Raw genomic sequence first — 23,962 nt, forward strand, 5'->3', positions numbered from 1 at the left:
GAAAACACCCTTCATTTCAACCGCACTTCTAAGGAGTGATCTATGGATAAATCATTAAAAGCGAACTGTATCGGCGAGTTTTTAGGTACAGCCTTATTGATTTTCTTTGGTGTGGGCTGCGTTGCAGCACTAAAAGTAGCAGGCGCTAGTTTTGGCTTGTGGGAAATCAGCATTATGTGGGGGATGGGCGTTGCACTTGCAGTATATGCAACAGCTGGTTTATCTGGTGCACATCTAAACCCAGCAGTAACCATTGCCCTTTGGAAATTTGCTTGCTTTGACGGCAAAAAAGTAATTCCTTACATCATTTCACAAATGCTCGGCGCATTCTTTGCTGCAGCATTAGTTTATGCCTTATACCGCAATGTTTTTATTGATTATGAAACAGCCCACAACATTGTTCGTGGTACACAAGAAAGTTTAAGCCTTGCGGGTACATTCTCCACTTATCCTCATCCAAGTTTAAGCATTGGTGGAGCCTTTGCTGTGGAATTTGTGATTACTGCAATTCTTATGGCATTAATTATGGCATTAACTGACGATGGAAACGGTGTACCTCGTGGTCCACTTGCGCCATTATTAATTGGTGTATTAATCGCAGTTCTCGGCGGTGCCATGGGCCCATTAACAGGTTTTGCCATGAATCCAGCACGTGACCTCGGACCAAAATTCTTTGCTTATCTCGCTGGCTGGGGTGAACTCGCTTTAACTGGCGGACGCGAAATCCCTTATTTTATCGTTCCAATGGTTGCACCCGTTTTAGGCGCATTAGCTGGTGCATGGTTATACAAAAAAGCAATTGGCGGCAATTTACCTTGTAATTGCGGCTGCGAATAATTATTTGAAGGAGTAATACTATGACAGACAAAAAATACATCATTGCATTAGACCAAGGCACAACAAGCTCTCGCGCAGTATTATTAGATCATAATGCGAATGTGGTTGAAATTGCACAACGTGAATTTACCCAAATCTACCCTCTAGCAGGCTGGGTAGAACATAACCCTATGGAAATTTGGGCAACTCAAAGCTCAACCTTAAACGAAGTCGTTGCCAAAGCGGGCATTACATCTGATGAAATTGCTGCTATCGGTATCACCAACCAACGTGAAACCACCATTGTATGGGAAAAAGCAACTGGTACGCCTGTTTATAACGCTATCGTATGGCAATGTCGCCGTACTGCAGACATTACCGATAAATTAAAAGCCGATGGTCATGAAGAATACATTCGCAATACCACAGGCTTAGTGGTTGACCCTTACTTCTCTGGTACAAAAGTGAAATGGATTTTGGATAATGTTGAAGGTGCTCGAGAAAAAGCAGAACGAGGCGAATTATTATTTGGTACCGTTGATACTTGGCTTGTATGGAAACTGACTCAAGGCCGAGTGCACGTAACCGATTACACCAATGCATCTCGTACCATGTTATTCAACATTCATACCAAACAATGGGACGACAAGATGCTTGAAATCTTGAATATTCCACGTTCAATGTTACCTGAAGTACGCAACTCTTCTGAAATTTACGGCCAAACCAATATCGGTGGTAAAGGCGGTGTTCGTATTCCTGTTGCAGGGATTGCAGGTGACCAACAAGCTGCACTTTACGGACATCTTTGCGTACATGCAGGCCAAGCCAAAAACACTTACGGCACAGGTTGCTTTATGTTGCTCCACACAGGTAACAAAGCTATTACATCCAAAAATGGACTTCTCACAACCATTGCTTGTAATGCAAAAGGCGAACCAGAATATGCCTTAGAAGGTTCAGTATTTATCGCGGGTGCATCAATCCAATGGCTCCGTGATGAACTCAAAATTGTTCACGATAGTTTTGACTCTGAATACTTTGCACAAAAAGTAACTGATAGTAATGGCGTATATGTTGTTCCAGCTTTCACTGGGTTAGGTGCACCATATTGGGATCCATATGCGCGCGGTGCAATTTTTGGCCTTTCTCGCGGTGCAAACCGTAATCATATTGTTCGTGCAACATTAGAATCTATTGCTTACCAAACCCGCGATGTCTTAGAGGCTATGCAATCAGATTCAGGTGAACGCTTACAATACCTCCGTGTAGATGGTGGCGCGACCAACAATAACTTCTTAATGCAATTCCAAGCTGATATTTTAGATGTAAATGTTGAGCGCCCAGTTGTAAAAGAAGTGACTGCGCTAGGCGCCGCTTACCTTGCAGGTTTAGCAACAGGCTTCTGGAAAGATTTAGACGAGCTTCGTGATAAAGCCCGTGTAGAACGCACTTTCAGCCCAGACAGCGACAATGAAAAACGCGAACGTCGCTACAAAGGCTGGAAAAAAGCCGTTAAACGCTCATTAGAATGGGCAAAAGAGGATGAAGAATAATTTTTTATTGCCTATTTTCAAATGTTCATTACTTCAAAACGATCGTAAGTGCGGTCGTTTTTTATTGGTTTTTTTATCTCAAATCAGTAAACTAAAGATATTATTTTCTCAATGGAGAATCATCATGAAACCTTATCTCATTGCCCCCTCTATTCTGTCTGCCGATCTTGCTCGACTTGGAGATGATGTACAACGTGTGCTTAATGCTGGCGCAGATGTCATTCATTTCGATGTGATGGATAACCATTATGTGCCTAATCTCACTTTTGGCCCCGCAGTATGCCAGTCCTTACGGGATTATGGGATTACCGCGCCAATTGATGTACATTTAATGGTAAAACCTGTGGATAGAATTATTCCTGACTTTGCCAAAGCTGGGGCAAACTATATTACATTTCATCCAGAATCTAGCGAACATATTGACCGCACTTTACAACTCATTCGTGATCACGGTTGTAAATCTGGTTTAGTTTTTAACCCCGCAACACCACTAAGTTATTTAGATTATGTGTTAGACAAAATTGACATTGTATTATTAATGTCAGTAAACCCAGGTTTTGGTGGTCAATCCTTTATTCCTGCAACCTTACAAAAACTTCAACAAGCACGTAAAATTATTGATAACAGTGGCTATGATATTCGTCTCGAAGTTGATGGTGGTGTTAAAGTCGATAATATTGCAGAAATTGCTGCTGCAGGTGCTGATATGTTTGTGGCGGGCTCAGCCATTTTTGGAAAATCCGATTATAGACAAGTAATAGATCAAATGCGTACACAATTATCAAATATGAAAGCCCAATAATATTTTTAGAAGAGATAACAAATGAATACACAATTTAAACTTATTGGATTTGATTTAGACGGAACCTTAGTAAATAGCCTGCCAGATTTAGCCTTATCAGTAAACTCTGCATTAACTGAATTTAGCTTACCTCAAGCATCCGAAGAATTAGTACTCACTTGGATTGGCAACGGTGCACCTGTCTTAATTGCCCGAGCATTAGATTGGGCTTGTGCTCAAAGCGGTCGAGAATTAACAGTGTCTGAGATTGAAAAAGTAAAAGCGCGGTTTAATTTTTACTACGGTGAAAATTTATGCAATATCAGCCGTTTATATCCCAATGTGAAGGAAACTTTAGAAAATTTAAAAGAAAAAGGCTATACGCTTGCAGTCGTAACAAATAAGCCAACACGTCATGTTCAACCTGTGTTGTCCGCATTTAGTATTGATCATTTATTTAGCGAAATGCTTGGTGGACAATCACTACCTGCAATCAAACCCCATCCAGGGCCACTTTATTATTTATGTGGGAAATTCGGTGTTGAACCACGCCAAATACTTTTTGTTGGTGATTCTAAAAATGATATTCTTGCTGCACACGCAGCAGGTTGCCCCGCTGTCGGATTAACCTATGGGTATAACTATAATATGCCTATTAGCGATTCCAACCCAGATTGGGTATTCGATGATTTTTCTCAGTTACTAACAATTTTGTAAGATATCTTTAAAATAGGGCGGCAGTTTTCCGCCCTAACTCAATCTAAAGATTCAACATTCCTTCCAACGTTTCCTGCGCAATCATCCAATCTGCTTCCACTATTTCTAACGACTTTTTCACTGTCACTTGTTCATTCAAAAGTGCGGTTAATTTTTCTTTATTTTCTGCATTATAAAGCTCTGAATCCGACAGCTGATTTTCGATCTCTACAAGTTGTTGAGAGTACTTATCCATTTTGTCTTCCAACTGAACAATTTTTTTACGAAATGGTGCGGTTTGTTGACGTAATTCCGCCTCACGGCGTTTTTGTTCTTTACGATTTTGGTTAGAAGTAGCATTTTCTGTAGCTTCAATTTCATCATTAGATTTGGATATCAATTGACTATTTTGTTCGGTTAACCATTTCTGATAATCGTCTAAGTCCCCCTTAAATTCTTCCACTTGTTTATCATGTACTAAATAAAATTCTTCTACCGTATTACGTAGTAAATGACGATCGTGAGAGACAACAACTAGCGAACCTTCGTAATCAACCAAGGCTTCTGTTAAAGCTTGGCGCATATCTAAATCCAAGTGGTTAGTTGGCTCATCCAATAACAGCAAATTTGGGCGTTGCCATACAATTAATGCTAAAACTAATCTCGCTTTTTCACCACCGGAAAAGGACTTCACCGCTTGATTCACTTTATCTCCGTGAAAAGCAAAACTACCAAGATAATCACGTACCTGTTGTTCAGTTTGTTCTGGTGCGATTTTTTGCATATGCCAAAGCGCAGATTCTTCCGCACGAAGCGTATCCAACTGATGTTGAGCAAAATAACCAAGCTGTACACCTTTAGCAAGTTGAACATTGCCTGAAAGTGCGGTCAGCTCTCCAGCTAAAAGTTTAATCAAAGTTGATTTACCTGCACCATTTTTCCCCAATAAACCAATGCGTGAACCTGGCACAAGATTAAGTTTAATTTTACTCAAAATTTCAACCACACTTTCCCCTTCTCCATAACCCGCACTAGCTTGTTCAATCATCACTAAAGGGCTTGGCAAAGTAGCAGGGGAACGAAATGCAAAGGTGAAGGGATTATCTGCATAAGCTGGTGCAATAAGTTCCATTCGTTCTAACGCTTTCACTCGACTTTGCGCCTGTTTTGCCTTAGTCGCTTTTGCCTTAAAGCGATCAATATAGTTTTGTAAATGAGCAATTTTTTGTTGTTGCTGTCGATACATCGCAACCTGTTGTGCAAGTTTAGTCGCGCGCTGCACCTCAAAAGACGAATAATCACCGGTGTATTCATTCAGTTTTTGATGTTCAATATGCAAAATTTTATTCACGATCGGATCAAGAAAATCACGGTCGTGAGAAATCAGCACCAATGTACCTTGATAATTCACTAACCAACGTTCCAACCAAATCACTGCCTCCAAATCTAAGTGGTTCGTCGGCTCATCAAGTAACAATAAATCTGACGGGCAAAGCAACGCCTGTGCTAAATTCAATCTCATTCGCCAACCACCGGAGAAGGATTTCACAGCATGACTGGTTTCTACCTGAGTAAAGCCCAAACCATGTAAAAGTGTTTCCGCACGAGAGCGAATTGTCCACGCATTAATAGCATCAAGTCTATCGTGAATACGTGCAATCGCATTACCATCGTTTTGTTCATTCGCCCAAGCTAATTCTTGCTGTAAGCGGCAATATTCTCGATCACCTTGAATTACATAATCAATTGCAGAAACATCCAGTGCAGGCGTTTCTTGATTCACCCAAGATACCGCCCAATTTGATGGATAAGTCACATCTCCGCCTTCTGGCTGAAGTTCTTTTTTTAACAACGCCAAAAGAGAGGATTTACCACAACCATTTTTACCCACTAAACCAACTTTTTGTTTAGGGGTAATCGTAGCTACCGCATTGTCGAGTAATTCCGTTTGTCCACGCTTTAAGGAAATATTATTAAATACAATCATTTTTCTAAAACACATCTTAATTTTTGCTTATTTTGCAACATTATGTTCAATATGCAAAACTTATTACAAAATCAATTTCAATCAGTAAGAAATAACTACTTACGGCAGATTTATTTTGTTGTTACTAGGCAAATTAGGTAGAATAAGCCAAATTTTATACTGGAGATTATGAATGAAAAAACAAGCAATTTTAGCCGCACTTTTAGGTACATTCTTACTAACAGGATGTGCAAATAAACCTGATGGAGAACGTAATGACTCCCTTGAAGGGTTCAATAGAACAATGTGGAAGTTTAACTATAATGTGATGGATCGTTATGTTCTTGAACCTGTAGCTAAGGGCTGGAATAATTACGTCCCTAAGCGCGTTTCTTCAGGCCTTACAAGTATGGCGAACAATCTTGATGAGCCTGTAAGCTTTGTAAACCGATTAATTGAAGGTGAACCGAAAAAAGCCTTTGTACATTTTAACCGTTTTTGGATCAACACTATATTTGGTTTAGGTGGTTTTGTTGATTTTGCGAGTGCAAGTAAAGAATTACGTATTGATCACCAACGCGGATTTGGTGAAACACTTGGAAGCTATGGCGTTGATGCTGGCACATATATTGTTTTACCTATCTATAATGCCACTACACCGCGCCAATTAACTGGTGCCGTAGTAGATGCCACTTATATGTATCCTTTCTGGGAATGGATAGGCGGGCCATGGTCCCTCGTTAAATATGGTGTTCAAGCTGTAGATACCCGTGCTAAAAATCTGGATAACGCAGAGCTATTACGTCAAGCCCAAGATCCATACGTAACATTTCGCGAGGCTTATTACCAAAATCTTCAATTCAAAGTCAGTGATGGAAAAGCTGAAGATCATCAAGAGGCACTTCCTGATGATGTGCTAAAAGAAATTGATCAATAAACAAAAGTGCGGTAATTTTCTCCTCACTTTTATTAATTAAGGAAAAAACCATGACAACAATTATTCATACCGAGCATGCCCCTGCAGCAATTGGCCCTTATGTTCAAGCCATTGATTTAGGCAATTTAGTACTTACATCGGGTCAAATTCCTGTCAATCCAACAACAGGCGATATACCAACAGACATCGTAGCACAAGCACGCCAATCCTTAGAAAATATAAAAGCAATCATTGAACAAGCAGGTTTAACTGTGGCAGATATTGTCAAAACAACAGTTTTTGTAAAAGATCTCAATGACTTCACAGCAGTAAATGCTGAATATGAACGTTTTTTCAAAGAAAATCATCATCCTCACTTTCCCGCACGCTCTTGCGTAGAAGTAGCGCGATTACCAAAAGATGTAGGGTTAGAAATCGAAGCCATTGCAATACGAAAATAATAACTTCTGCAACCAATTATCAAAAATGCGGTCATAAACTTGCGTGTTTCTGACCGCATTTTTATATAAATTTTTCTATTCTACCTTGAATTTTAATAACCCTTCCCCACTAAAAGAGGAAGATTAATCCTAACTTAGAGAGAACATATTATGATGCGTATTCTTCTTTTCCTTGCTACCAATATGGCCGTTATGTTGGTGCTGGGAATTATTTTAAGTGTCACAGGCATAGCTGGAAACAGTACCAGTGGTGTTTTAATTATGGCCTTACTATTTGGTTTTGCCGGATCTTTAATTTCTTTATTTCTGTCAAAAACAATGGCATTGCGTTCAGTTGATGGAGAAGTTATTACTCAACCTCGTAACCAAACAGAACATTGGTTAATGGATACCGTTGCTCGACAAGCACAACTTGCGGAGATTCCAATGCCAGAAGTAGCAATTTACCATTCACCAGATGTCAATGCTTTTGCAACCGGTGCAACAAAAAGTAATTCATTAGTCGCAGTGAGTACTGGCTTATTGAATAACATGACAGAAGCAGAAGCGGAAGCCGTACTTGCTCATGAGATTTCTCACATAGCAAATGGTGATATGGTAACTATGGCTTTATTACAAGGTGTGTTAAATACTTTTGTAATTTTCTTATCACGTATTATTGCAACAGCAGTCGCAAGCTCACGTAATAATAACGGTGAGGAAACGCGTAGTTCTAGCTTATATTTTTTAGTGTCAATGGTGTTAGAGATGGTATTTGGCGTACTTGCTAGCATTATTGCAATGTGGTTCTCACGTTATCGTGAATTTCGAGCAGATGCGGGTTCTGCAAGCATTGTCGGCAAAGAAAAAATGATTATGGCATTACAGCGTTTACAACAATTACATGAACCACAAAACCTTGAAGGTTCACTCAATGCTTTCATGATTAATGGCAAACGTAGTGAACTCTTTATGAGCCATCCACCGCTTGAAAAACGCATTGAAGCATTACGTAATCTTTAAAAAATAGATAAAAAATCGGTCACCCTTTCGTGATGACCGATTTTTTATTTTCCTTTCTTCACCCAATATTTGAATGGTGGTGTTCCGACTTCACTTTGCAACAACGTATGATCCATAAATTGACAAAAACTAGGAATATCACGCGTTGTGGCTGGATCATCAGCAATAATAAGTAATACCTCTCCCTCATTTAAATGACGAATATTTTTACGTACAAGCATGACAGGTTCTGGGCAACGAAGCCCCATGGTATCAAGGGTTTGAGTAATAATAATTTCAGACATTTTCTTTTTTATCATTAAAAATGTGCGGTAAAAACCACAGTATTTTTACCGCACTCTATAACTTAGCTTAACGTCTTGGTAAATAGCGAATAGGATCAACTGATTTACCTTTATAACGAATCTCAAAATGAAGCTTCACAGTATTTGTACCGGAGCTACCCATTTTTGCGATTTCTTGACCAGCTTTAACTTCTTGTTGATCGGTTACAAGAATTTTGTCGTTATGCGCATAAGCACTTAAGAAATCATCGTTATGTTTGATGATGATTAAATTACCGTAACCACGTAAAGCATTGCCAGCATACACGACGCGACCTGATGCAGCCGCTTTAACAGACTGTCCACGAGAACCACTAATATCAATTCCTTTATTTCCACCATCAGTATCTGAGAAACCTTGGATAATATTACCTGAAGTCGGCCATTGCCATGCAACATTTGATGCGATTGGCGCAACAACATTGGCATTAATCGGTGTGCTATTGGTGTTATCTACTGGCGTAGTTGGTGCTGATGGTGTTGTCGCAGGGGCAACTGGTGTTGTCGCAACCGGTACCATTGCTGGTGCTCTATTCGCTACACCTGCACCAGATTTAATTGGGCCAATGATTGTGCCATCTGATCCTATTTGCGTACCGTTTGCGCCTGGCGTATAGGTGACTGCCGGTTCTGCTGGTGTTGTCGATACAGCCGCAGTAGTTGTTGTCGTTGCTGCCGCAGGTTGTTTTACAGGAACCGTTGTTGTCACGGTTTTTGTACCACAATTAGAGATTTTTAAAGTTTGTCCTAGACTCAAACTATAAGGCTCAGTCATGTTGTTCAATGCAGCTAATTCTTTTACATCAATCCCTGCCAGGTAGGCTATTAAGAACATGGTATCGCCTTTGTTCACTTTATAGGTATTGCCTTTGTAAGAGCCTTTTTCAATTTGGCTATAATCTGGTGCATTGGTATTTGGATTGCGTGGAACATTAATATGTTGTGAACCTACGCAATCAGAAACTGTTTTAGTGATAGTTTTTGTTTGCACAGCTGGCGCAGGAGCTGGTGTTGGCGCTACTGGTTTTTGAGCTGGCTGAAATGCTGGCTGTGCAGGTTTGAATGCCGGTTGAGTAGGCGCTGCTGGCATGGCAGGCTGTTGATAGGTTGGTTGGAAATTTGGCTGTGGAGTTTGCACGCTTGTTGGTACACCGCCCATCGCTGGTACCGTGTTTTTTTGAATTTCTGGTTGCCAAGAACCGCCCGCACTTTCGCCATTGACTGGTTGCATGATGCCAGGGGAAAGATTGCCATCAGCATTGCTGATTGGAGCGGGAGAATTAGAGGTACAAGCCGATAATACAACAAGACTCAAAGGGAGTAAGAGAAATGATTTTTTCATAACAATTCCTTATTGTTCCTTTATTATTTCGTTTGCGCTGGCATTGTATTTTTTTGAATTTCTGGCATAAAGCTACCGCCAGCAACAGCGCCTGTGCCTTCTACTGGTTGCATGATGCCGTTTGACAACGCATCTGGATCTTTAACTGGTTCTGATGCACATCCAACTAATACGAATCCAGCCATTAAAATAAGACCTAATTTATTCATTTTTCTATCCTAGTTTTTCAATATAAAGTAAGCAATGACAGCCAGCACAACGACTGACCAACCTATAATTTCAATAGATTTTCGCAATTTTGCTGCGAATTTTTCACCGCCCCAAGCGGCTAATTTTGCCACCAGCAAGAAACGCGCTAAACGTGAAACAAATGCGGTAATGGCAAAAGGGAAAAATGCCATTTGCATTACCCCAGAGCAGAGAGTAAATACCTTGTAAGGAATTGGGCTAAAACCCGCTACAAACACAACTAATACGCCCCATTGCTCAAACCAATTTATGGCTTTTGCCCAATGCGCACCATATCCCCATTGTTGTACAATGTTTTCTACCCAATCCGTTGCATAATAACCAATTGCATAACCAATAACCCCACCAATGACAGAAGCAATTGCCGTATAAAATGCAAATTTCACCGCACTTTTTGGCTTTGACATAGACATTGGGATCAACATCACATCAGGCGGAATAGGAAAAAATATCGCCTCGATAAAACTAACAAAAGATAGCCAAAAAGTCGCAAAGCGATGCGTTGACCATTGCATGGTTTTATCGTACATCGTACCGAAAATTTTCATATTTCTTCTCTATTTGGTAAAACGCGCCATTATTCCTGCTCTAACCAATCTTGTAAAGCCGAAAGTGAATGATGCGCAGTAAGATCTGCTTGAATTGGCGTGATAGACACATAACCATTTTTCACCGCATGGAAATCCGTTCCCTCGCTTTCATCCTCAGGTAATGCTGAAGGGCCAATCCAATAAATCGTTTCATCACGAGGATCCCTTTGTTTAATGACTTCTGCAGACGAAGCACGGTAACCCAAACGACACACCTTGTAACCCTTTAATTCTTCAAAAGGTAAATCTGGCACATTGATATTAATAATTTCACGAGGATTTAATAATTGATGATGTAATTTTGGAATGAGATCACACACCACTCGTGCTGCAGTTTCATAATGTTGACGACCATCTAATGAAACCGCAATAGCAGGCAAGCCTAAATGACGCCCTTCAAGAGCTGCGGCTAATGTGCCAGAATAAATCGTATCATCGCCCATATTGCAACCTGCATTAATGCCCGATACCACTAAATCCACTTGGCCAGATAAAAATCCGTTTAACGCTAAATGTACACAATCTGCTGGCGTACCATTCACACAATAATCGCCATTGTCTAAATGGCGTGGGCGAAGTGGCTCCACTAATGTAAGCGAGCTTGATGCTGCACTTCGATTACGATCAGGTGCAACAACAATGACTTCTGCAATTTTTCTTAATTCTGTTGCTAAAACTTGAATGCCTTCCGCGTGAAAACCGTCATCATTACTGACTAAAATTCGCATTGTACTTCCTTATGCTTCTGTGTAATTTACTAACTCACGAACTAATGCCGTGGCATAACTGCCCGATGGCAAATAAAATTTCAAACGCAAGCCTTCTGGCTCGAATGCCCAAGAAAACGCTTTTGCTTTCATTAATAATGGACGACGCGCTGCCTTCATTCTCTCTTGTTTCATTAAAGGATCGAAAACTGAATGTTTACTTACAATTTCATTTTCAATATCGCTTGCGGCCAACACATCTTCGCCAATTAAAGGGGCGGTGAGTAAAATATCTTGATTTTCTAACCGCACTTGCAAGGCATTTAAGTCTTCTTTTTCGTCCGCTTTGAACCAACTGTGCGAACCGGCTAATTGCACAATATCGTTTGGCAAAACTTCATTTGTTGCGCCCTTTGCAATACGTTCCGCCACAACTAAATTAAAAATTTCACTGCGCGCGGCGGAAAGATAAAAACTGCGTTTTTTGCGATCTTTTACCTTAATTTCTCCTTGCGCCCAACGCAATGCTTGCGTGAGGTTATGACCATCTCGACCAAAACGTTGTTCCGTAAAATAATTGGGGAAACCAAAATTTGCCACAAAATCTAACCGCACTTTAAACTCATCAGATTCTTCTGCGCCACGCAATAAAATATCGAAATAATTTCCCTCAAGGCTACCCGTTCGAATTTTTCGGTTATGTCGAGTAACCGTTAAAATCTCTACGCCATCTAATTCAAATTGACTGAAATCGGGCGTTTCCATTCCTGGCATTTGTAAACAAAACCATTGTTCTGTCACCGCTCGACGATCTTTCAACCCCGCATATCCCATATTGCGTTCAGAAACACCGGCAAATTTAGCTAATTTTTCGCCAACAAATAAGGTGTTGCAATCTGTTTTGCGTACATATAACGCAACAAACTCACCTTCGCCTGACATTTCATAGCCTAAATGCTCTTTTACAATAAAATCCGTGCATTCAGCCTTTAAAAGTGCGGTGGTTTTTGGCGGTGTTTTTAATGCCAAATAAGGGAGTTGTTCGAGCATGATTAAGGGTTCTTTTTTATAGAAAATAATTGCGCGAAATTTTATGCGACTTTTGGTGATTTATCCACTAAAATAACCGCACTTTTGTTCTTGTTGAAGGATTTTATTATGTCAAAATTGGCTGAATTACAAGCAGAAACCCGTGAAATTATCGCTGATTTACTTAACGATGGTAGTGACCCGGATGCGCTTTATATTATTGAGCATCACATTGCTCATCACGATTTTGATTTGTTAGAAAAAATCGCAGTAGATGCGTTTAAAGCTGGTTATGAAGTTTCCGAAGCGGAAGAATTTGAAGATGATGATGGCAAACCAATTTTCTGTTTTGACATTATCAGTGAAGTAGAATTAAAAGCGGAAATTATTGATGCGCAACAAAAAGAAATCCTTCCGTTATTAGAAAAACATAAAGGCATTTATGATGGTTGGGGCACCTATTTTGAAGATCCGAATGCCGATGACGATGAATACGGCGATGATGGGGAATTTTTTGATGACGAGGATGTCGAAGAGCCTCGTGTGCATTAATTATTCTTTTTAACCGCACTTAATAAGTGCGGTTATTTTTTAGGAGTTTCAATATGAAATTAAAATCGCTTTCCTTAGCATTATTGGCGTTGCCTTTTGCTGTGCCTGCATTGGCGGATAATCCGCAAAGTGCGGTGCAAAATAATATTGTTTCTTTTAATGCTGAAGTTGAAAAAGAAGTTTCACGAGATTTGTTACAGGTTACGCTTTTTTATCAAGCGGAAGGCACTTCTCTTTCAACCTTAAATAAAACGATCAATGAGAAATTAAGCAAAGCACTTTCTATCGCGAAAAACGAAAGTGCGGTAGAAATTAAAGATCATTTTCGTCATACCAGTGTGCGTTATAACAATCAAGGCAAACAATCTGGCTGGATTGACCGTGTAGAACTTGTATTAGAGAGCAAAGATTTCCAAGCCATCTCTAAAGTGATCAGTGAGCTTGATGGCGTTATGGCGGTGGAAAGTACGAATGCACTTATTTCATCAGAAAAATTAATGAGTTTAGAAAATGAATTAACTCAAGCCGCATTGGATAAATTTAAAAACAAAGCCACATTAATTCAAAATTCGTTGAATATGAAAGGCTATAAAATTTTAGATTTAGATGTGTCTTCCGTGAATGAACAAACCATGAGCCCAAGGCCTTATATGATGGCGATGGCGAAATCTGCCGATATGAGTGCGGTGGATTCTTCTGGCGATGGTTATCTGGAAAATGGTAAAGAGAAAATAAAAGCACGCATTAGTGCGCGAATTGCATTGCGCGCGGAATAATTTTCGCTACAATGGTACAACTTTTTTTAACCGATTTTTTATAAGGAAAACATAATGAAAGTAGCAAAAAATGTAGTGGTGAGCATTGCTTACCAAGTTCGCACACAAGATGGCGTATTGGTAGATGAAGCTCCAGCGAATCAACCACTAGAATATTTACAGGGCCACAATAATTTAGTGATCGGTCTTGAAAAAGCGCTTGAAGGTAAAAAAGTAGGCGACAAATTTGAAGTACGTGTACAACCTGAAGAAGGTTACGGCGCATACAGCGAAAATATGGTTCAACGTGTACCAAAAGATGTATTCCAAGGTGTTGATGAGCTTGAAGTCGGCATGCGTTTCTTAGCAGATACTGACATTGGTCCAGTTCCAGTGGTGATTACTGAAATCGATGGCGATGAAGTTGTGGTTGATGGAAATCACATGTTAGCGGGTCAAGAATTACACTTCACCGTTGAAGTTGTCGCAACTCGTGAAGCAACGTTAGAAGAAATCGCACACGGCCACGTTCACGGTGCGCATAGCCACCACCACGATGATGACGAAGAGGGTCACGGTTGTGGCTGTGGTGGTCATCACCACCATCACGATCATGATCACGAGCACAGCGGATGCTGCGGCGGTGGTCACGGGCATGGACACGGTCACGGCAGCTGTGGCTGCGGCGGTCATTAATTAAAAACAGCCGAAAACATTACCGCACTTTAGTAATGAAGTCTGCTATTGCTTTCTGAAATAAAAAACACGATGAGAAATCATCGTGTTTTTTGTATCTTTGTATTAATACCTATCTTATAAAATATGGGCAAACTCTTCTAACATTTCTTTTGGCCATACGCTTGATTGCACTTCACCGATATGTTTTTTACGAAGTAAAAGCATCGCTAAGCGAGATTGACCGATACCACCGCCGATAGTTAATGGTAATTTTCCGTTTAATAAATCTTGGTGCCAATCCATTTTTAAACGGTCTTCATCACCCGTTATACCAACTTGTAAACGTAATGCACTTTCATCTACGCGGATACCCATTGAGGAAAGTTCAAATGCTTTGCCTAATTGATCATTCCATACCAAAATATCACCGTTTAATCCTTTGTAGCCGTTTTCAGATTCAGTTGTCCAGTCATCATAGTCTGGTGCTCGACCATCATGAGGTTTGCCATCTGAAAGTTTGCCGCCAATCCCGATCAAGAATACTGCACCGTATTCTTTACAAATTGCGTTTTCACGCTCTTTACTGCTTAAATCTGGATAGCGTTTTACTAAATCTTCGCTATGCACAAAGGTAATGTGTTTTGGAAGAATTGAAGGGATATCAAAGCGTGCTTCTACGGCTAATTCCGTTAAGCGAATAGCACGATAAATAGAATTTACCGTTTCTTTTAAATATTCAAAATTGCGACGACCTTCAGGAATCACTTTTTCCCAGTCCCATTGATCCACATAAACAGAGTGAGTTGGATCAAGAGAGTCTTCATCTGGACGTAATGCTTTCATATGAACAAACAAGCCTTCGCCTTCTTTAAAATTGAAGCGAGCAAGGGTATGGCGTTTCCATTTTGCTAGGGAATGCACCACTTCAAATACTGCATTTGGAATACATTTCACGTTAACCTGAACGGCTTTTTCAAAGCCAGATAAGTTATCTTGCATTCCGTTACCCACTTGGCTCAAGATCGGACCTTGTACTTCAATAATGCCAAGTTGTTCAATAAGGTTTTGGGTGAAGGTATTCTTCACAAAGCTGATTTCTTGTTGTTGTAAAATAAATGTCTTTTTCATTTTTATAACCTTTTTAATCTGTTGTTTTATTCTTTACGTATTATTTAATAAAATCGAGCATTATTTCAAGTATTTTATTTACTTTCTTTTATAAGTTAAATATTATCTAATCTAAGGTATAAAAATTAAATAAAATCTAAAGGAGATGATTTTATGCACAACATTGATAATTTAGATCAGCAAATCTTACGTGTACTAACCAAAGATGCGAGAACTCCCTATGCCGAAATGGCTAAAAACTTTGGTGTAAGCCCAGGAACAATACATGTACGTGTAGAAAAAATGCGCCAATCGGGTATTATTGAAGGCACGAAGGTGATTATTGATGAGCGTAAATTAGGTTATGACGTATGCTGTTTTATCGGCATTATTCTAAAAAGCGCAAAAGATTATGAGAAAGTGATCAAAAAGCTAGAAAGTTTCGATGAAGTAGTGGAAGCCTATTATACAACGGGCAATTACTCGATTTTCTTAAAGGTGATGACACACACAATTGCAGAATTACATTCTGTTTTGGCGACCAAGATTCAGTTAATAGATGAAATTCAGTCCACTGAAACCTTGATTTCAATGCAAAATCCAATTTTAAGAGATATTAAGCCATAAAATAAAAGTGCGGTGAACGTTCACCACACTTTTGCTTGATAAGAAAATTATGCCTTCACATTCTCTTCTAAAAATGCCAATAGCTCATCTTTAGCAATCATTTTCTTTTCACCGGTACGACGGTTCTTATATTCAATTTCACCGTTGTCTAGGTTTTTCTCACCGATTACCACCATATGTGGCACGCCAATCAATTCCATATCGGCGAACATCACGCCTGGGCGTTCTTTACGATCATCAAAAATCACATCTACGCCTTGTGATTGTAAAGTGCGGTAAAGTTCTTCAGCGTATTTTTGCACGGCTTCAGATTTGTGCATGTTCATTGGCACAATCGCTACAGTAAATGGTGCAATTTCATCTGAAGGCCAAATAATACCGCGATCATCATGATGCTGTTCAATCGCTGAAGCCACCACGCGAGTTACGCCGATACCGTAGCAACCCATTGTCATCACAAGAGGTTTACCATCTTCACCTTGAACGGTCGCTTTCATTGCTTCGGAGTATTTTTTGCCCAGTTGGAAAATATGGCCCACTTCAATACCACGTTTGATTTGAAGAGTGCCTTTACCATCTGGACTTGGATCACCTTCCACTACATTACGTAAATCAAATACTTCAGGCATTGCTACATCGCGTTCCCAATTTACATTGAAATAATGTTTTCCATCGATATTCGCGCCACAACTAAAATCAGACATTAACGCCACTGAACGGTCAATAATTGCAGGAATATTTAAATTCACGGGACCTAATGAACCCACGCCCGCACCAATTTTCGCTTTAATGTCTGCTTCATCGGCAAACTCAAGAGGATCTGCCACTAATGGATGTTTTTGTGCTTTGATTTCATTTAATTCATGGTCACCACGAATAATCAACGCAACAAGCGGTTGGTTTTCATCGGCACCTTTTACAATCAACGTTTTCACCGTTTTAGTGATTGGTTGCTTAAATTGTTCTACAAGTTCATTAATAGTTTTCGCATTTGGTGTATCAACCAGTGTCATTTCTGCGGTTGGCTCTTGAAGCTCACCAATAGCTACCGCTTCAGCAAGCTCAATATTCGCGGCAAAATCCGATTCTGTTGAGAATACCACGTCATCTTCACCGCTTGAAGCTAACACTTGGAACTCATGGGAAGCTGAACCACCAATAGACCCCGTATCCGCTTGCACCGCACGGAAATCTAGCCCTAAACGGTTGAAAATGTTACTGTACACTTGATACATTACATCATAGGTTTCTTGTAAACTTTCTTGTGTAGTGTGAAATGAGTACGCATCTTTCATAATAAATTCACGCGAACGCATTACACCAAAACGAGGGCGCACTTCATCACGGAATTTAGTTTGAATTTGATATAAGTTAAGTGGAAGTTGTTTGTATGAAGAAACTTCTCGGCGCACTAAATCAGTAATCACTTCTTCGTGAGTTGGACCAAGTACAAAGTTACGGTTTCCGCGGTCTTCGAAACGAAGGAGCTCAGGACCATATTGCTCCCAACGACCAGACTCTTCCCATAATTCCGCAGGTTGCACCACTGGCATTAATACCTCAATTGCACCACCTTTGTTCATCTCTTCGCGAATAATCTTTTCTACTTTTTTCAATACGCGAATGCCTGTCGGCAACCAGTTATATAAACCGGACGCCATCGGGCGAATCATACCAGCACGCAACATTAATTGGTGGCTCACGACCTGAGCATCATTTGGCGTTTCTTTAAGGGTGGAGAATAAATATTGACTTGTACGCATTGTTTAACCTTAGATTCTAAGAACTGAAAAAATTGGCGCAAGTATAACAAAAAGTGCGGTGATTTTTAACCGCACTTTCGATACTTACTGATTATTTTGCGCTTTCGCCAAAATTGCTTTATGTTCCTGAATCAATGCCATAAACGGCTGGCCAAACCGTTCTAATTTGATAGAGCCTACGCCATTAATTTGCAGCATTTCAATATTGCTTGTTGGCATATATTGTGCCATTTCTTGCAAAGTCGCATCATTAAAGACAATGTACGGTGGAATATTTCCTTTATCGGCAATTTGTTTGCGTAAGAAACGCAAGCGTGCAAATAAATCCTTATCGTAATTTGCAACACCTTGACGTTGTGGATTATGGACAATTTTACTGATTGAAGAAATACGAGGCATTGCCAGTTCTAATGGTTCTTCACCTTTCAGAATCGCTTTTGCACTTTCAGTAAGTTGCAACGTTGGATTTAATTCACCAATGACCTGTTGCACAAAACCCAAATGAATAAGCTGGCGAATGACAGACTGCCAATGCTCTTTGCTTTTATCTTTTCCGATGCCATACACTGAAAGTTTATCGTGCTGGCGTTCAATAATTTTCTGATTGTGCATTCCACGCAACACCGCAATGACATAATGTGCACCGAAACATTGTCCCACTCGATAAATAGTAGACATTACTTTTTGTGCATCGACTAAACCATCATATTTTTTAGGAGGATCAAGGCATATATCACAGTTATTGCATGGTGTTTGTCGATGTTCACCAAAATAATTGAGAAGCACTAAACGGCGACAGGTCTGGCTTTCTGCAAATTCACCAATAGCTTCTAATTTATGTTGCTCAATCTGACGCTGTGACGTTTCTGGTTTTTCTAAAAGAATTTTTTGTAACCAAGCGTAATCCGCTGGCTCATAAAACAAAACGGCCTCTGCAGGTAAATCATCACGTCCTGCTCGCCCTGTTTCCTGATAATAAGATTCAATGCTGCGAGGTAAATCAAAATGGGCAACAAAGCGCACATTGGATTTATTAATCCCCATTCCAAAAGCAATGGTTGCGACGACTACTTGAACATTATCACGCTGAAAATCCTGTTGCACGCGCTCACGCAGTGCCGTTTCCATTCCCGCGTGGTAAGCAGCAGCAGAGACGCCTTTATTACGTAAACTTTCCGCAATTCGCTCAACCTTGTTTCGGCTGTTGCAATAAATAATCCCACTCTTGCCCTTTTGAGCTAACACAAAACGCGTCAGTTGCTCCATTGGTTTATATTTTTCTTCCAAGGTATAACGAATGTTTGGTCGATCAAAACTACCAATATATATATGTGGATTTTCTAGATTGAGGTGAGTCAAAATATCTTGGCGAGTGGCATAATCTGCTGTCGCGGTGAGCGCCATAATCGGCGCATGAGGGAAACTAGCTTTTAAACCGCCAAGCTGGGTATATTCAGGGCGAAAATCATGCCCCCATTGAGAAATGCAATGTGCTTCATCAATCGCAATAAAGCTGACTTTGCTATAAGAAATAAGTTGAAAGAAAGTGTTCGTCATCACTTTTTCTGGCGACACATAAAGCAGTTTAAGTTGCCCAGAAATAAGCTTATTTTGTACTTGTTGCTGCTGTTCTAAAGTCTGACTAGAATTAAGAAAATCCGCCTCAATTCCATTAGCTTGAAGCTGATCCACTTGATCTTTCATCAAGGAAATCAGCGGAGAAATCACTAAAGTTAAACCCTCAAAACAAAGTGCGGGAATTTGGTAACAAAGCGATTTGCCATTCCCTGTTGCCATTACCACCAAAGCATCTTGTCCGTTTAATGCGGCATTGATGACTTCTTCCTGTCCTTTACGGAAAGATTGATAACCGAAAACCGATTTCAAAACAGAAAGTGCGGTCGGTTTTTCTATTATTTTTGGTGATAAAGGAGAATCAAGCATCTTAGAACTGCACGTTCTCGCCATGTGCAGCACAAGCTTCTACTAAACAATCCCAAAAACGTTTTCCGTCATTAGAAACCCAGTCGCCATTTTTAAAAGCAAAATGAAAACCACCTAATTTACTCGCAATCCAAAGCTCAAGTAATGGTTCTTGCTTGTTAATCACTATTTGTGTGCGATTATCAAAGGTGATGGTAAATACTGAACCTTGCGTTTCACAATCTATATCCGCACCTTGCTCTTCTAATTTTTCTTCAATTTTTTGCCAAACTTGTTCAATATTTTGGTGAAATTCTGCAATATTCATAAAATGTTCCTGTTTAAATCTGATAGAATGCGGCAAATTATAAAGCCTTTCTTAAGCTTGTGAAAGGCGGATTTACCAATAAGTAAGAGAGAGAAAAATGAAAAAACTACTATCAATTTTAGTGCTTAGTGCAATTTGCATTATGGCAACAGGATGCGGCGTAAAAGGTCCTTTATATTTCCCAGAAAAAGAACAAGCACAACAAACCAAATAAGCGATTATCCAGTTACAATCCTAAAATAAAAAACAGGAACACAACATGAATTTCTTCCAATATAAAAATAATAAGCTTTATGCTGAAGATATTTCGGTTCAACAGCTTGCTGAACAATTCGGTACACCTCTTTATGTATATTCTCGCGCAACACTTGAACGCCATTGGCATGCTTTTGACTCAGCCTTCGGTAAGCATCCTCACTTAATTTGCTTTGCCGTAAAATCTTGCTCGAATATCGGCGTATTAAATATCATGGCAAAACTAGGTTCAGGTTTTGATATTGTTTCGCAAGGCGAACTTGAGCGTGTACTTGCAGCGGGTGGCGATGCATCAAAAGTAGTCTTTTCGGGCGTTGCTAAATCCCGAGAAGAAATTATACGGGCACTAGAAGTTGGAATTCGTTGCTTTAATGTAGAATCAGTTTCTGAACTCAAACACATTAACCAGATCGCAGGCGAGATGGGGAGGATTGCGCCAATATCTTTACGAGTGAATCCAGATGTTGATGCGCATACACACCCTTATATATCAACAGGGTTAAAAGAAAATAAATTTGGTGTAAGCGTAAATGAAGCTCGAGAGGTATATAAATTAGCCTCAACGTTGCCAAATATAAAAATAACAGGGATGGATTGCCACATAGGATCACAGCTCACTGAATTACAACCATTTTTAGATGCAACGGATCGCTTAATTGTCCTAATGGAACAATTAAAAGAAGATAGAATAAAATTAAAACATCTCGATCTGGGCGGTGGTTTAGGCGTGACTTATACGGATGAAACACCACCGCATCCAAGTGATTACGCGAATGCATTGTTAGAAAAACTACAAAATTATCCTGAACTTGAAATTATTCTTGAACCTGGCAGAGCAATTTCTGCAAATGCGGGAATTTTAGTGGCCAAAGTGCAATACCTAAAAAATAATGAAAGTCGTAATTTCGCGATTACCGACACTGGAATGAACGATATGATCCGCCCTGCGTTGTATGAGGCTTATATGAATATCGTAGAAATTGACCGCACTTTAGTAAGAGAAAAAGCCATTTATGATGTTGTGGGGCCAGTTTGCGAAACGTCTGATTTCTTGGGTAAACAACGGGAACTTTCTATTTCTGAAGGTGATTATATTGCTCAATGCTCAGCTGGCGCCTATGGAGCAAGCATGTCATCAAACTATAACTCAAGACCTCGTTCTGCAGAAGTTTTAGTAGATGGCGATAAATCTTATTTAATTCGTCGTCGAGAAACCTTACAGGAACTTTGGGCATTAGAGTCAACCATTTAATCACCTTTTGATTAAATTTTAATCTAACCATATAATTTATTCACTTATAATATACCTAAAAAACAGTAACTTTATGCGTAAAATCAAATTTCTATCGGTTCGTCATTGGAACTAATAGAAATTATTTATAAAATGGCACGTTTATCGTCACTAAGGGGGAATTTATGCAAGAAAAACTAAGCGTTTTATTAATTGACGATCATCCATTAATGCGTCGTGGCATTAAACAACTTATAGAATTAGACGATAACTTTGAAGTGGTGGCTGACGTAGGCAGCGGTACAGAAGGGATTTCTGTGGCATTACAAACATCACCTGATGTGATCATTTTAGATCTCAACATGAAAGGACTTTCAGGGTTAGATACGCTCAAAGGATTACGCGCAGAAGGCGTTGATGCGCGGATCCTAATTTTAACTGTCTCTGATGCTAAAAATGATATTTATACGTTAATTGACGCCGGCGCTGATGGCTATTTGCTAAAGGATACAGAACCCGAAACCTTACTAGAACAAATTAAGCAAATAGCGCAAGGTGAAGTGATCTTAAGTGATTCTATTAAAGATTTATTACTTGAACGAAGACATGAGCAAAATCCATTAGATAGCTTAACAGATCGTGAAATGGATGTACTTCGTCAAATTGCGACAGGATTATCAAACAAACAAATTGCAGCCCAACTTTTTATTTCAGAAGAAACCGTGAAAGTACATATTCGTAATTTATTACGTAAACTCAATGTGCACTCTCGTGTAGCTGCAACTGTACTCTTTTTTGAACAAAATAATAAATAGTTTACAAAAATGCGCAAGGTTAAAAAGCCAAGCGCATTTTTCTACTGAGCATTTTCTACTTGGATAAAAAATCCTTTATCATTCAAAATAACACTGTAATCTGTTTGATAACTTTTTCCATCCGTCACCACTAAAGCATGGCAACTTCTAATACCTTTTTGTGGATAAAATTGCGTTTCTCTTGCTTGAAGAATTTGTTTCACCATCATGCTAGTTTTGGTTGAATCTCCTTGCTGCTTAAATGCATCAGATAGCACTTTTGACACAGAAAAATCATTACATTGTGGCACAATCACTGGCTTATAAACTGGTTTCTCCTTTGCTGTTTTTTCATGTTTTGTTGAAACAACTGTTGTCGGTTTTTTCTCAATAGATACCTTAGGTTTCGAGCTAATTTCCTTTACCAAAACTTTGGGCTTTTTGTCTGTCAATTTCACAGCTTGTTTTTTATTTTTAGTGCTCATTTTCTTGGTTAGAAATAATTTAGTTTCTTTCGTTTTTTTAGTTTGTTGTTTTTTATCTAAAGATTTGGTTACTACAATTTTTTTATTTATTTGATTTTTATGTACTGGTGCTGCAGTAACTGATGTTGTAAAAAATGGCAACAATGCCAAAATGAACGTTATCAATTTTCTCATTCATGTCTCCTTAAACATAAAGTGCGGTTAAAACTAACCGCACTTTGAATGTTAAATTAAAAAAAATAAAGCGATAAATTAAAGGTAGTAGTGTTCTACGTAATTTAATTTATCATCAAGTTTTAACACTAAAGGTTGACCTGTTGGGATTTCAAAATCCATAATTTCAGCATCAGAAATACCGATAATATGTTTTGCCAACGCACGGAGTGAGTTACCGTGAGCAACCACTAAAACACGTTTACCAGAAAGCATTGCTGGTGCAATTTGGTCTTCCCAGAATGGAAGTGCACGCTCTAAAGTAATTTTTAAGTTTTCTGCATTTGGCACTACGTCAGATGGAATATTTGCGTAACGACGGTCATTGTGTGCAGAATTTGGATCTTGTGGATCTAAATCTGGTGGAGAAATGTCATAAGAACGACGCCAAATATGAACTTGTTCGTCACCGTATTGTTCCGCAGTCGCTTTTTTATCTAAACCTTGTAAAGCACCATAATGACGTTCATTTAAACGCCAGTTTTTCACTTGAGGAATCCATAATTGATGGGATTCTTCTAACACGATGTTACAAGTTTTGATTGCTCGAGTTAGCACAGATGTAAATGCGATATCAAACTCATAGCCAGCATCTAATAATTTTTTGCCCGCTGCTTTTGCTTCTTCTACGCCGCGTTCTGTTAAATTTACATCACGCCAGCCAGTGAACAAGTTTTTCGCATTCCATTCACTAAAACCGTGACGGATAAATACTAATTCCATAAGAATCTCCTAAAATTTAAGTAAAAGATAACTCGCACTTTATAGCAAAAATTGAGTATGTTTAAAAGCAAAAAGGCGTGTTTTCCTGATCTTTTGC

Annotated in this window: 27 protein-coding genes; 14 read left to right on the top strand and 13 right to left on the bottom strand. The window is 39.4% G+C overall.

Annotated elements, in window-relative coordinates:
• The first annotated feature begins 42 nt into the window (after positions 1-42).
• From KP713_RS07490 to KP713_RS07505, 4 genes are all read left to right on the top strand, one after another.
• Complete coding sequence (locus KP713_RS07490; RefSeq protein ID WP_215770303.1) at positions 43-837, top strand: MIP/aquaporin family protein; 795 nt, start codon at positions 43-45, stop codon at positions 835-837.
• A gap of 20 nt (positions 838-857) precedes the next feature.
• Positions 858-2,369 (top strand): glycerol kinase GlpK, encoded by a 1,512-nt coding sequence (glpK, locus tag KP713_RS07495; protein ID WP_215770304.1) that lies wholly within the window; start codon positions 858-860, stop codon positions 2,367-2,369.
• A gap of 124 nt (positions 2,370-2,493) precedes the next feature.
• Positions 2,494-3,171, top strand: coding sequence for a ribulose-phosphate 3-epimerase (rpe, locus tag KP713_RS07500; protein ID WP_048953099.1), 678 nt, complete (start codon positions 2,494-2,496; stop codon positions 3,169-3,171).
• Positions 3,172-3,192: 21 nt separating this feature from the next.
• Positions 3,193-3,867: a phosphoglycolate phosphatase gene (locus KP713_RS07505; protein ID WP_048953100.1), complete on the top strand. Its 675-nt coding sequence runs from the start codon at positions 3,193-3,195 to the stop codon at positions 3,865-3,867.
• Positions 3,868-3,910: 43 nt separating this feature from the next.
• On the opposite strand, the gene KP713_RS07510 is transcribed toward KP713_RS07505, so the two are convergent.
• Entirely contained in the window at positions 3,911-5,833 is a 1,923-nt protein-coding gene (locus tag KP713_RS07510; protein ID WP_048953123.1) for an ABC transporter ATP-binding protein, read from the bottom strand.
• A 172-nt stretch (positions 5,834-6,005) separates the two neighbouring features.
• Here KP713_RS07510 and KP713_RS07515 point away from each other — a divergent pair, with 172 nt between their 5' ends.
• The 3 genes from KP713_RS07515 (at position 6,006) to htpX (ending at position 8,191) form a co-directional block, all read left to right on the top strand.
• Positions 6,006-6,749 carry an MlaA family lipoprotein gene (locus KP713_RS07515; RefSeq protein ID WP_215770305.1) on the top strand — a complete coding sequence of 248 codons (744 nt, stop codon included), beginning with the start codon at positions 6,006-6,008 and terminating at the stop codon, positions 6,747-6,749.
• A 50-nt stretch (positions 6,750-6,799) separates the two neighbouring features.
• Positions 6,800-7,189, top strand: coding sequence for a RidA family protein (locus tag KP713_RS07520; protein WP_140585824.1), 390 nt, complete (start codon positions 6,800-6,802; stop codon positions 7,187-7,189).
• 147 nt (positions 7,190-7,336) lie between these two features.
• Complete coding sequence (htpX, locus tag KP713_RS07525; RefSeq protein ID WP_215770349.1) at positions 7,337-8,191, top strand: protease HtpX; 855 nt, start codon at positions 7,337-7,339, stop codon at positions 8,189-8,191.
• 44 nt (positions 8,192-8,235) lie between these two features.
• Here the strand turns inward: htpX and tusA are convergent, their stop codons facing one another.
• The 6 genes from tusA to truD form a co-directional block, all read right to left on the bottom strand.
• Positions 8,236-8,475: a sulfurtransferase TusA gene (gene tusA / locus KP713_RS07530; protein ID WP_106013821.1), complete on the bottom strand. Its 240-nt coding sequence runs from the start codon at positions 8,473-8,475 to the stop codon at positions 8,236-8,238.
• A 67-nt stretch (positions 8,476-8,542) separates the two neighbouring features.
• Complete coding sequence (gene nlpD, locus KP713_RS07535; RefSeq protein WP_215770306.1) at positions 8,543-9,856, bottom strand: murein hydrolase activator NlpD; 1,314 nt, start codon at positions 9,854-9,856, stop codon at positions 8,543-8,545.
• A gap of 23 nt (positions 9,857-9,879) precedes the next feature.
• Positions 9,880-10,065 carry a hypothetical protein gene (locus KP713_RS07540; protein WP_215770307.1) on the bottom strand — a complete coding sequence of 62 codons (186 nt, stop codon included), beginning with the start codon at positions 10,063-10,065 and terminating at the stop codon, positions 9,880-9,882.
• Between the two features lie 9 nt (positions 10,066-10,074).
• A complete protein-coding gene (locus KP713_RS07545) occupies positions 10,075-10,653 on the bottom strand; it encodes a YqaA family protein (protein WP_009500691.1) in 579 nt (192 codons plus the stop codon).
• A 29-nt stretch (positions 10,654-10,682) separates the two neighbouring features.
• On the bottom strand, positions 10,683-11,423 hold the full coding sequence (surE, locus tag KP713_RS07550) for a 5'/3'-nucleotidase SurE (RefSeq protein WP_005644202.1): 741 nt from the start codon (positions 11,421-11,423) through the stop codon (positions 10,683-10,685).
• 9 nt (positions 11,424-11,432) lie between these two features.
• The gene (gene truD, locus KP713_RS07555; protein WP_215770308.1) at positions 11,433-12,452 is read right to left on the bottom strand and encodes a tRNA pseudouridine(13) synthase TruD; all 1,020 of its coding nucleotides are present in this window, start codon (positions 12,450-12,452) and stop codon (positions 11,433-11,435) included.
• A 108-nt stretch (positions 12,453-12,560) separates the two neighbouring features.
• On the opposite strand from truD, the gene rraB reads away from it, so the two are divergent.
• From rraB to slyD, 3 genes are read left to right on the top strand one after another with little or no spacing between them, the layout of a single operon-like run.
• On the top strand, positions 12,561-12,983 hold the full coding sequence (gene rraB / locus KP713_RS07560; protein WP_005638439.1) for a ribonuclease E inhibitor RraB: 423 nt from the start codon (positions 12,561-12,563) through the stop codon (positions 12,981-12,983).
• A 53-nt stretch (positions 12,984-13,036) separates the two neighbouring features.
• Positions 13,037-13,759: an SIMPL domain-containing protein gene (locus tag KP713_RS07565; RefSeq protein ID WP_215770309.1), complete on the top strand. Its 723-nt coding sequence runs from the start codon at positions 13,037-13,039 to the stop codon at positions 13,757-13,759.
• A 54-nt stretch (positions 13,760-13,813) separates the two neighbouring features.
• Positions 13,814-14,434: a peptidylprolyl isomerase gene (gene slyD / locus KP713_RS07570; RefSeq protein WP_215768178.1), complete on the top strand. Its 621-nt coding sequence runs from the start codon at positions 13,814-13,816 to the stop codon at positions 14,432-14,434.
• 117 nt (positions 14,435-14,551) lie between these two features.
• Here the strand turns inward: slyD and asnA are convergent, their stop codons facing one another.
• Complete coding sequence (asnA, locus tag KP713_RS07575) at positions 14,552-15,544, bottom strand: aspartate--ammonia ligase (protein ID WP_215770310.1); 993 nt, start codon at positions 15,542-15,544, stop codon at positions 14,552-14,554.
• A gap of 153 nt (positions 15,545-15,697) precedes the next feature.
• Between asnA and asnC the strand changes: the two genes are divergently transcribed.
• Positions 15,698-16,150: a transcriptional regulator AsnC gene (gene asnC / locus KP713_RS07580; RefSeq protein WP_065265182.1), complete on the top strand. Its 453-nt coding sequence runs from the start codon at positions 15,698-15,700 to the stop codon at positions 16,148-16,150.
• Positions 16,151-16,197: 47 nt separating this feature from the next.
• Here asnC and proS read toward each other — a convergent pair whose 3' ends face one another.
• From proS to cyaY, 3 genes are all read right to left on the bottom strand, one after another.
• Positions 16,198-17,913, bottom strand: coding sequence for a proline--tRNA ligase (gene proS, locus KP713_RS07585; protein ID WP_215770311.1), 1,716 nt, complete (start codon positions 17,911-17,913; stop codon positions 16,198-16,200).
• A gap of 84 nt (positions 17,914-17,997) precedes the next feature.
• The gene (recQ, locus tag KP713_RS07590) at positions 17,998-19,857 is read right to left on the bottom strand and encodes a DNA helicase RecQ (RefSeq protein ID WP_215770312.1); all 1,860 of its coding nucleotides are present in this window, start codon (positions 19,855-19,857) and stop codon (positions 17,998-18,000) included.
• A 1-nt stretch (position 19,858) separates the two neighbouring features.
• Positions 19,859-20,164: an iron donor protein CyaY gene (gene cyaY / locus KP713_RS07595; RefSeq protein WP_140450067.1), complete on the bottom strand. Its 306-nt coding sequence runs from the start codon at positions 20,162-20,164 to the stop codon at positions 19,859-19,861.
• Positions 20,165-20,261: 97 nt separating this feature from the next.
• Between cyaY and lptM the strand changes: the two genes are divergently transcribed.
• The 3 genes from lptM (at position 20,262) to KP713_RS07610 (ending at position 22,465) form a co-directional block, all read left to right on the top strand.
• A complete protein-coding gene (lptM, locus tag KP713_RS07600; RefSeq protein WP_080950702.1) occupies positions 20,262-20,378 on the top strand; it encodes an LPS translocon maturation chaperone LptM in 117 nt (38 codons plus the stop codon).
• Between the two features lie 45 nt (positions 20,379-20,423).
• Entirely contained in the window at positions 20,424-21,671 is a 1,248-nt protein-coding gene (lysA, locus tag KP713_RS07605) for a diaminopimelate decarboxylase (protein WP_215770313.1), read from the top strand.
• 164 nt (positions 21,672-21,835) lie between these two features.
• The gene (locus KP713_RS07610) at positions 21,836-22,465 is read left to right on the top strand and encodes a response regulator (RefSeq protein ID WP_048953116.1); all 630 of its coding nucleotides are present in this window, start codon (positions 21,836-21,838) and stop codon (positions 22,463-22,465) included.
• Positions 22,466-22,506: 41 nt separating this feature from the next.
• Here the strand turns inward: KP713_RS07610 and KP713_RS07615 are convergent, their stop codons facing one another.
• Complete coding sequence (locus KP713_RS07615) at positions 22,507-23,103, bottom strand: hypothetical protein (protein WP_215770314.1); 597 nt, start codon at positions 23,101-23,103, stop codon at positions 22,507-22,509.
• A gap of 78 nt (positions 23,104-23,181) precedes the next feature.
• Complete coding sequence (locus KP713_RS07620) at positions 23,182-23,865, bottom strand: 2,3-diphosphoglycerate-dependent phosphoglycerate mutase (RefSeq protein ID WP_005625827.1); 684 nt, start codon at positions 23,863-23,865, stop codon at positions 23,182-23,184.
• Positions 23,866-23,962: the final 97 nt, after the last annotated feature.

Source organism: Haemophilus sp. SZY H36 (genome assembly GCF_018829625.1).
GTDB lineage: Bacteria > Pseudomonadota > Gammaproteobacteria > Enterobacterales > Pasteurellaceae > Haemophilus > Haemophilus haemolyticus_K.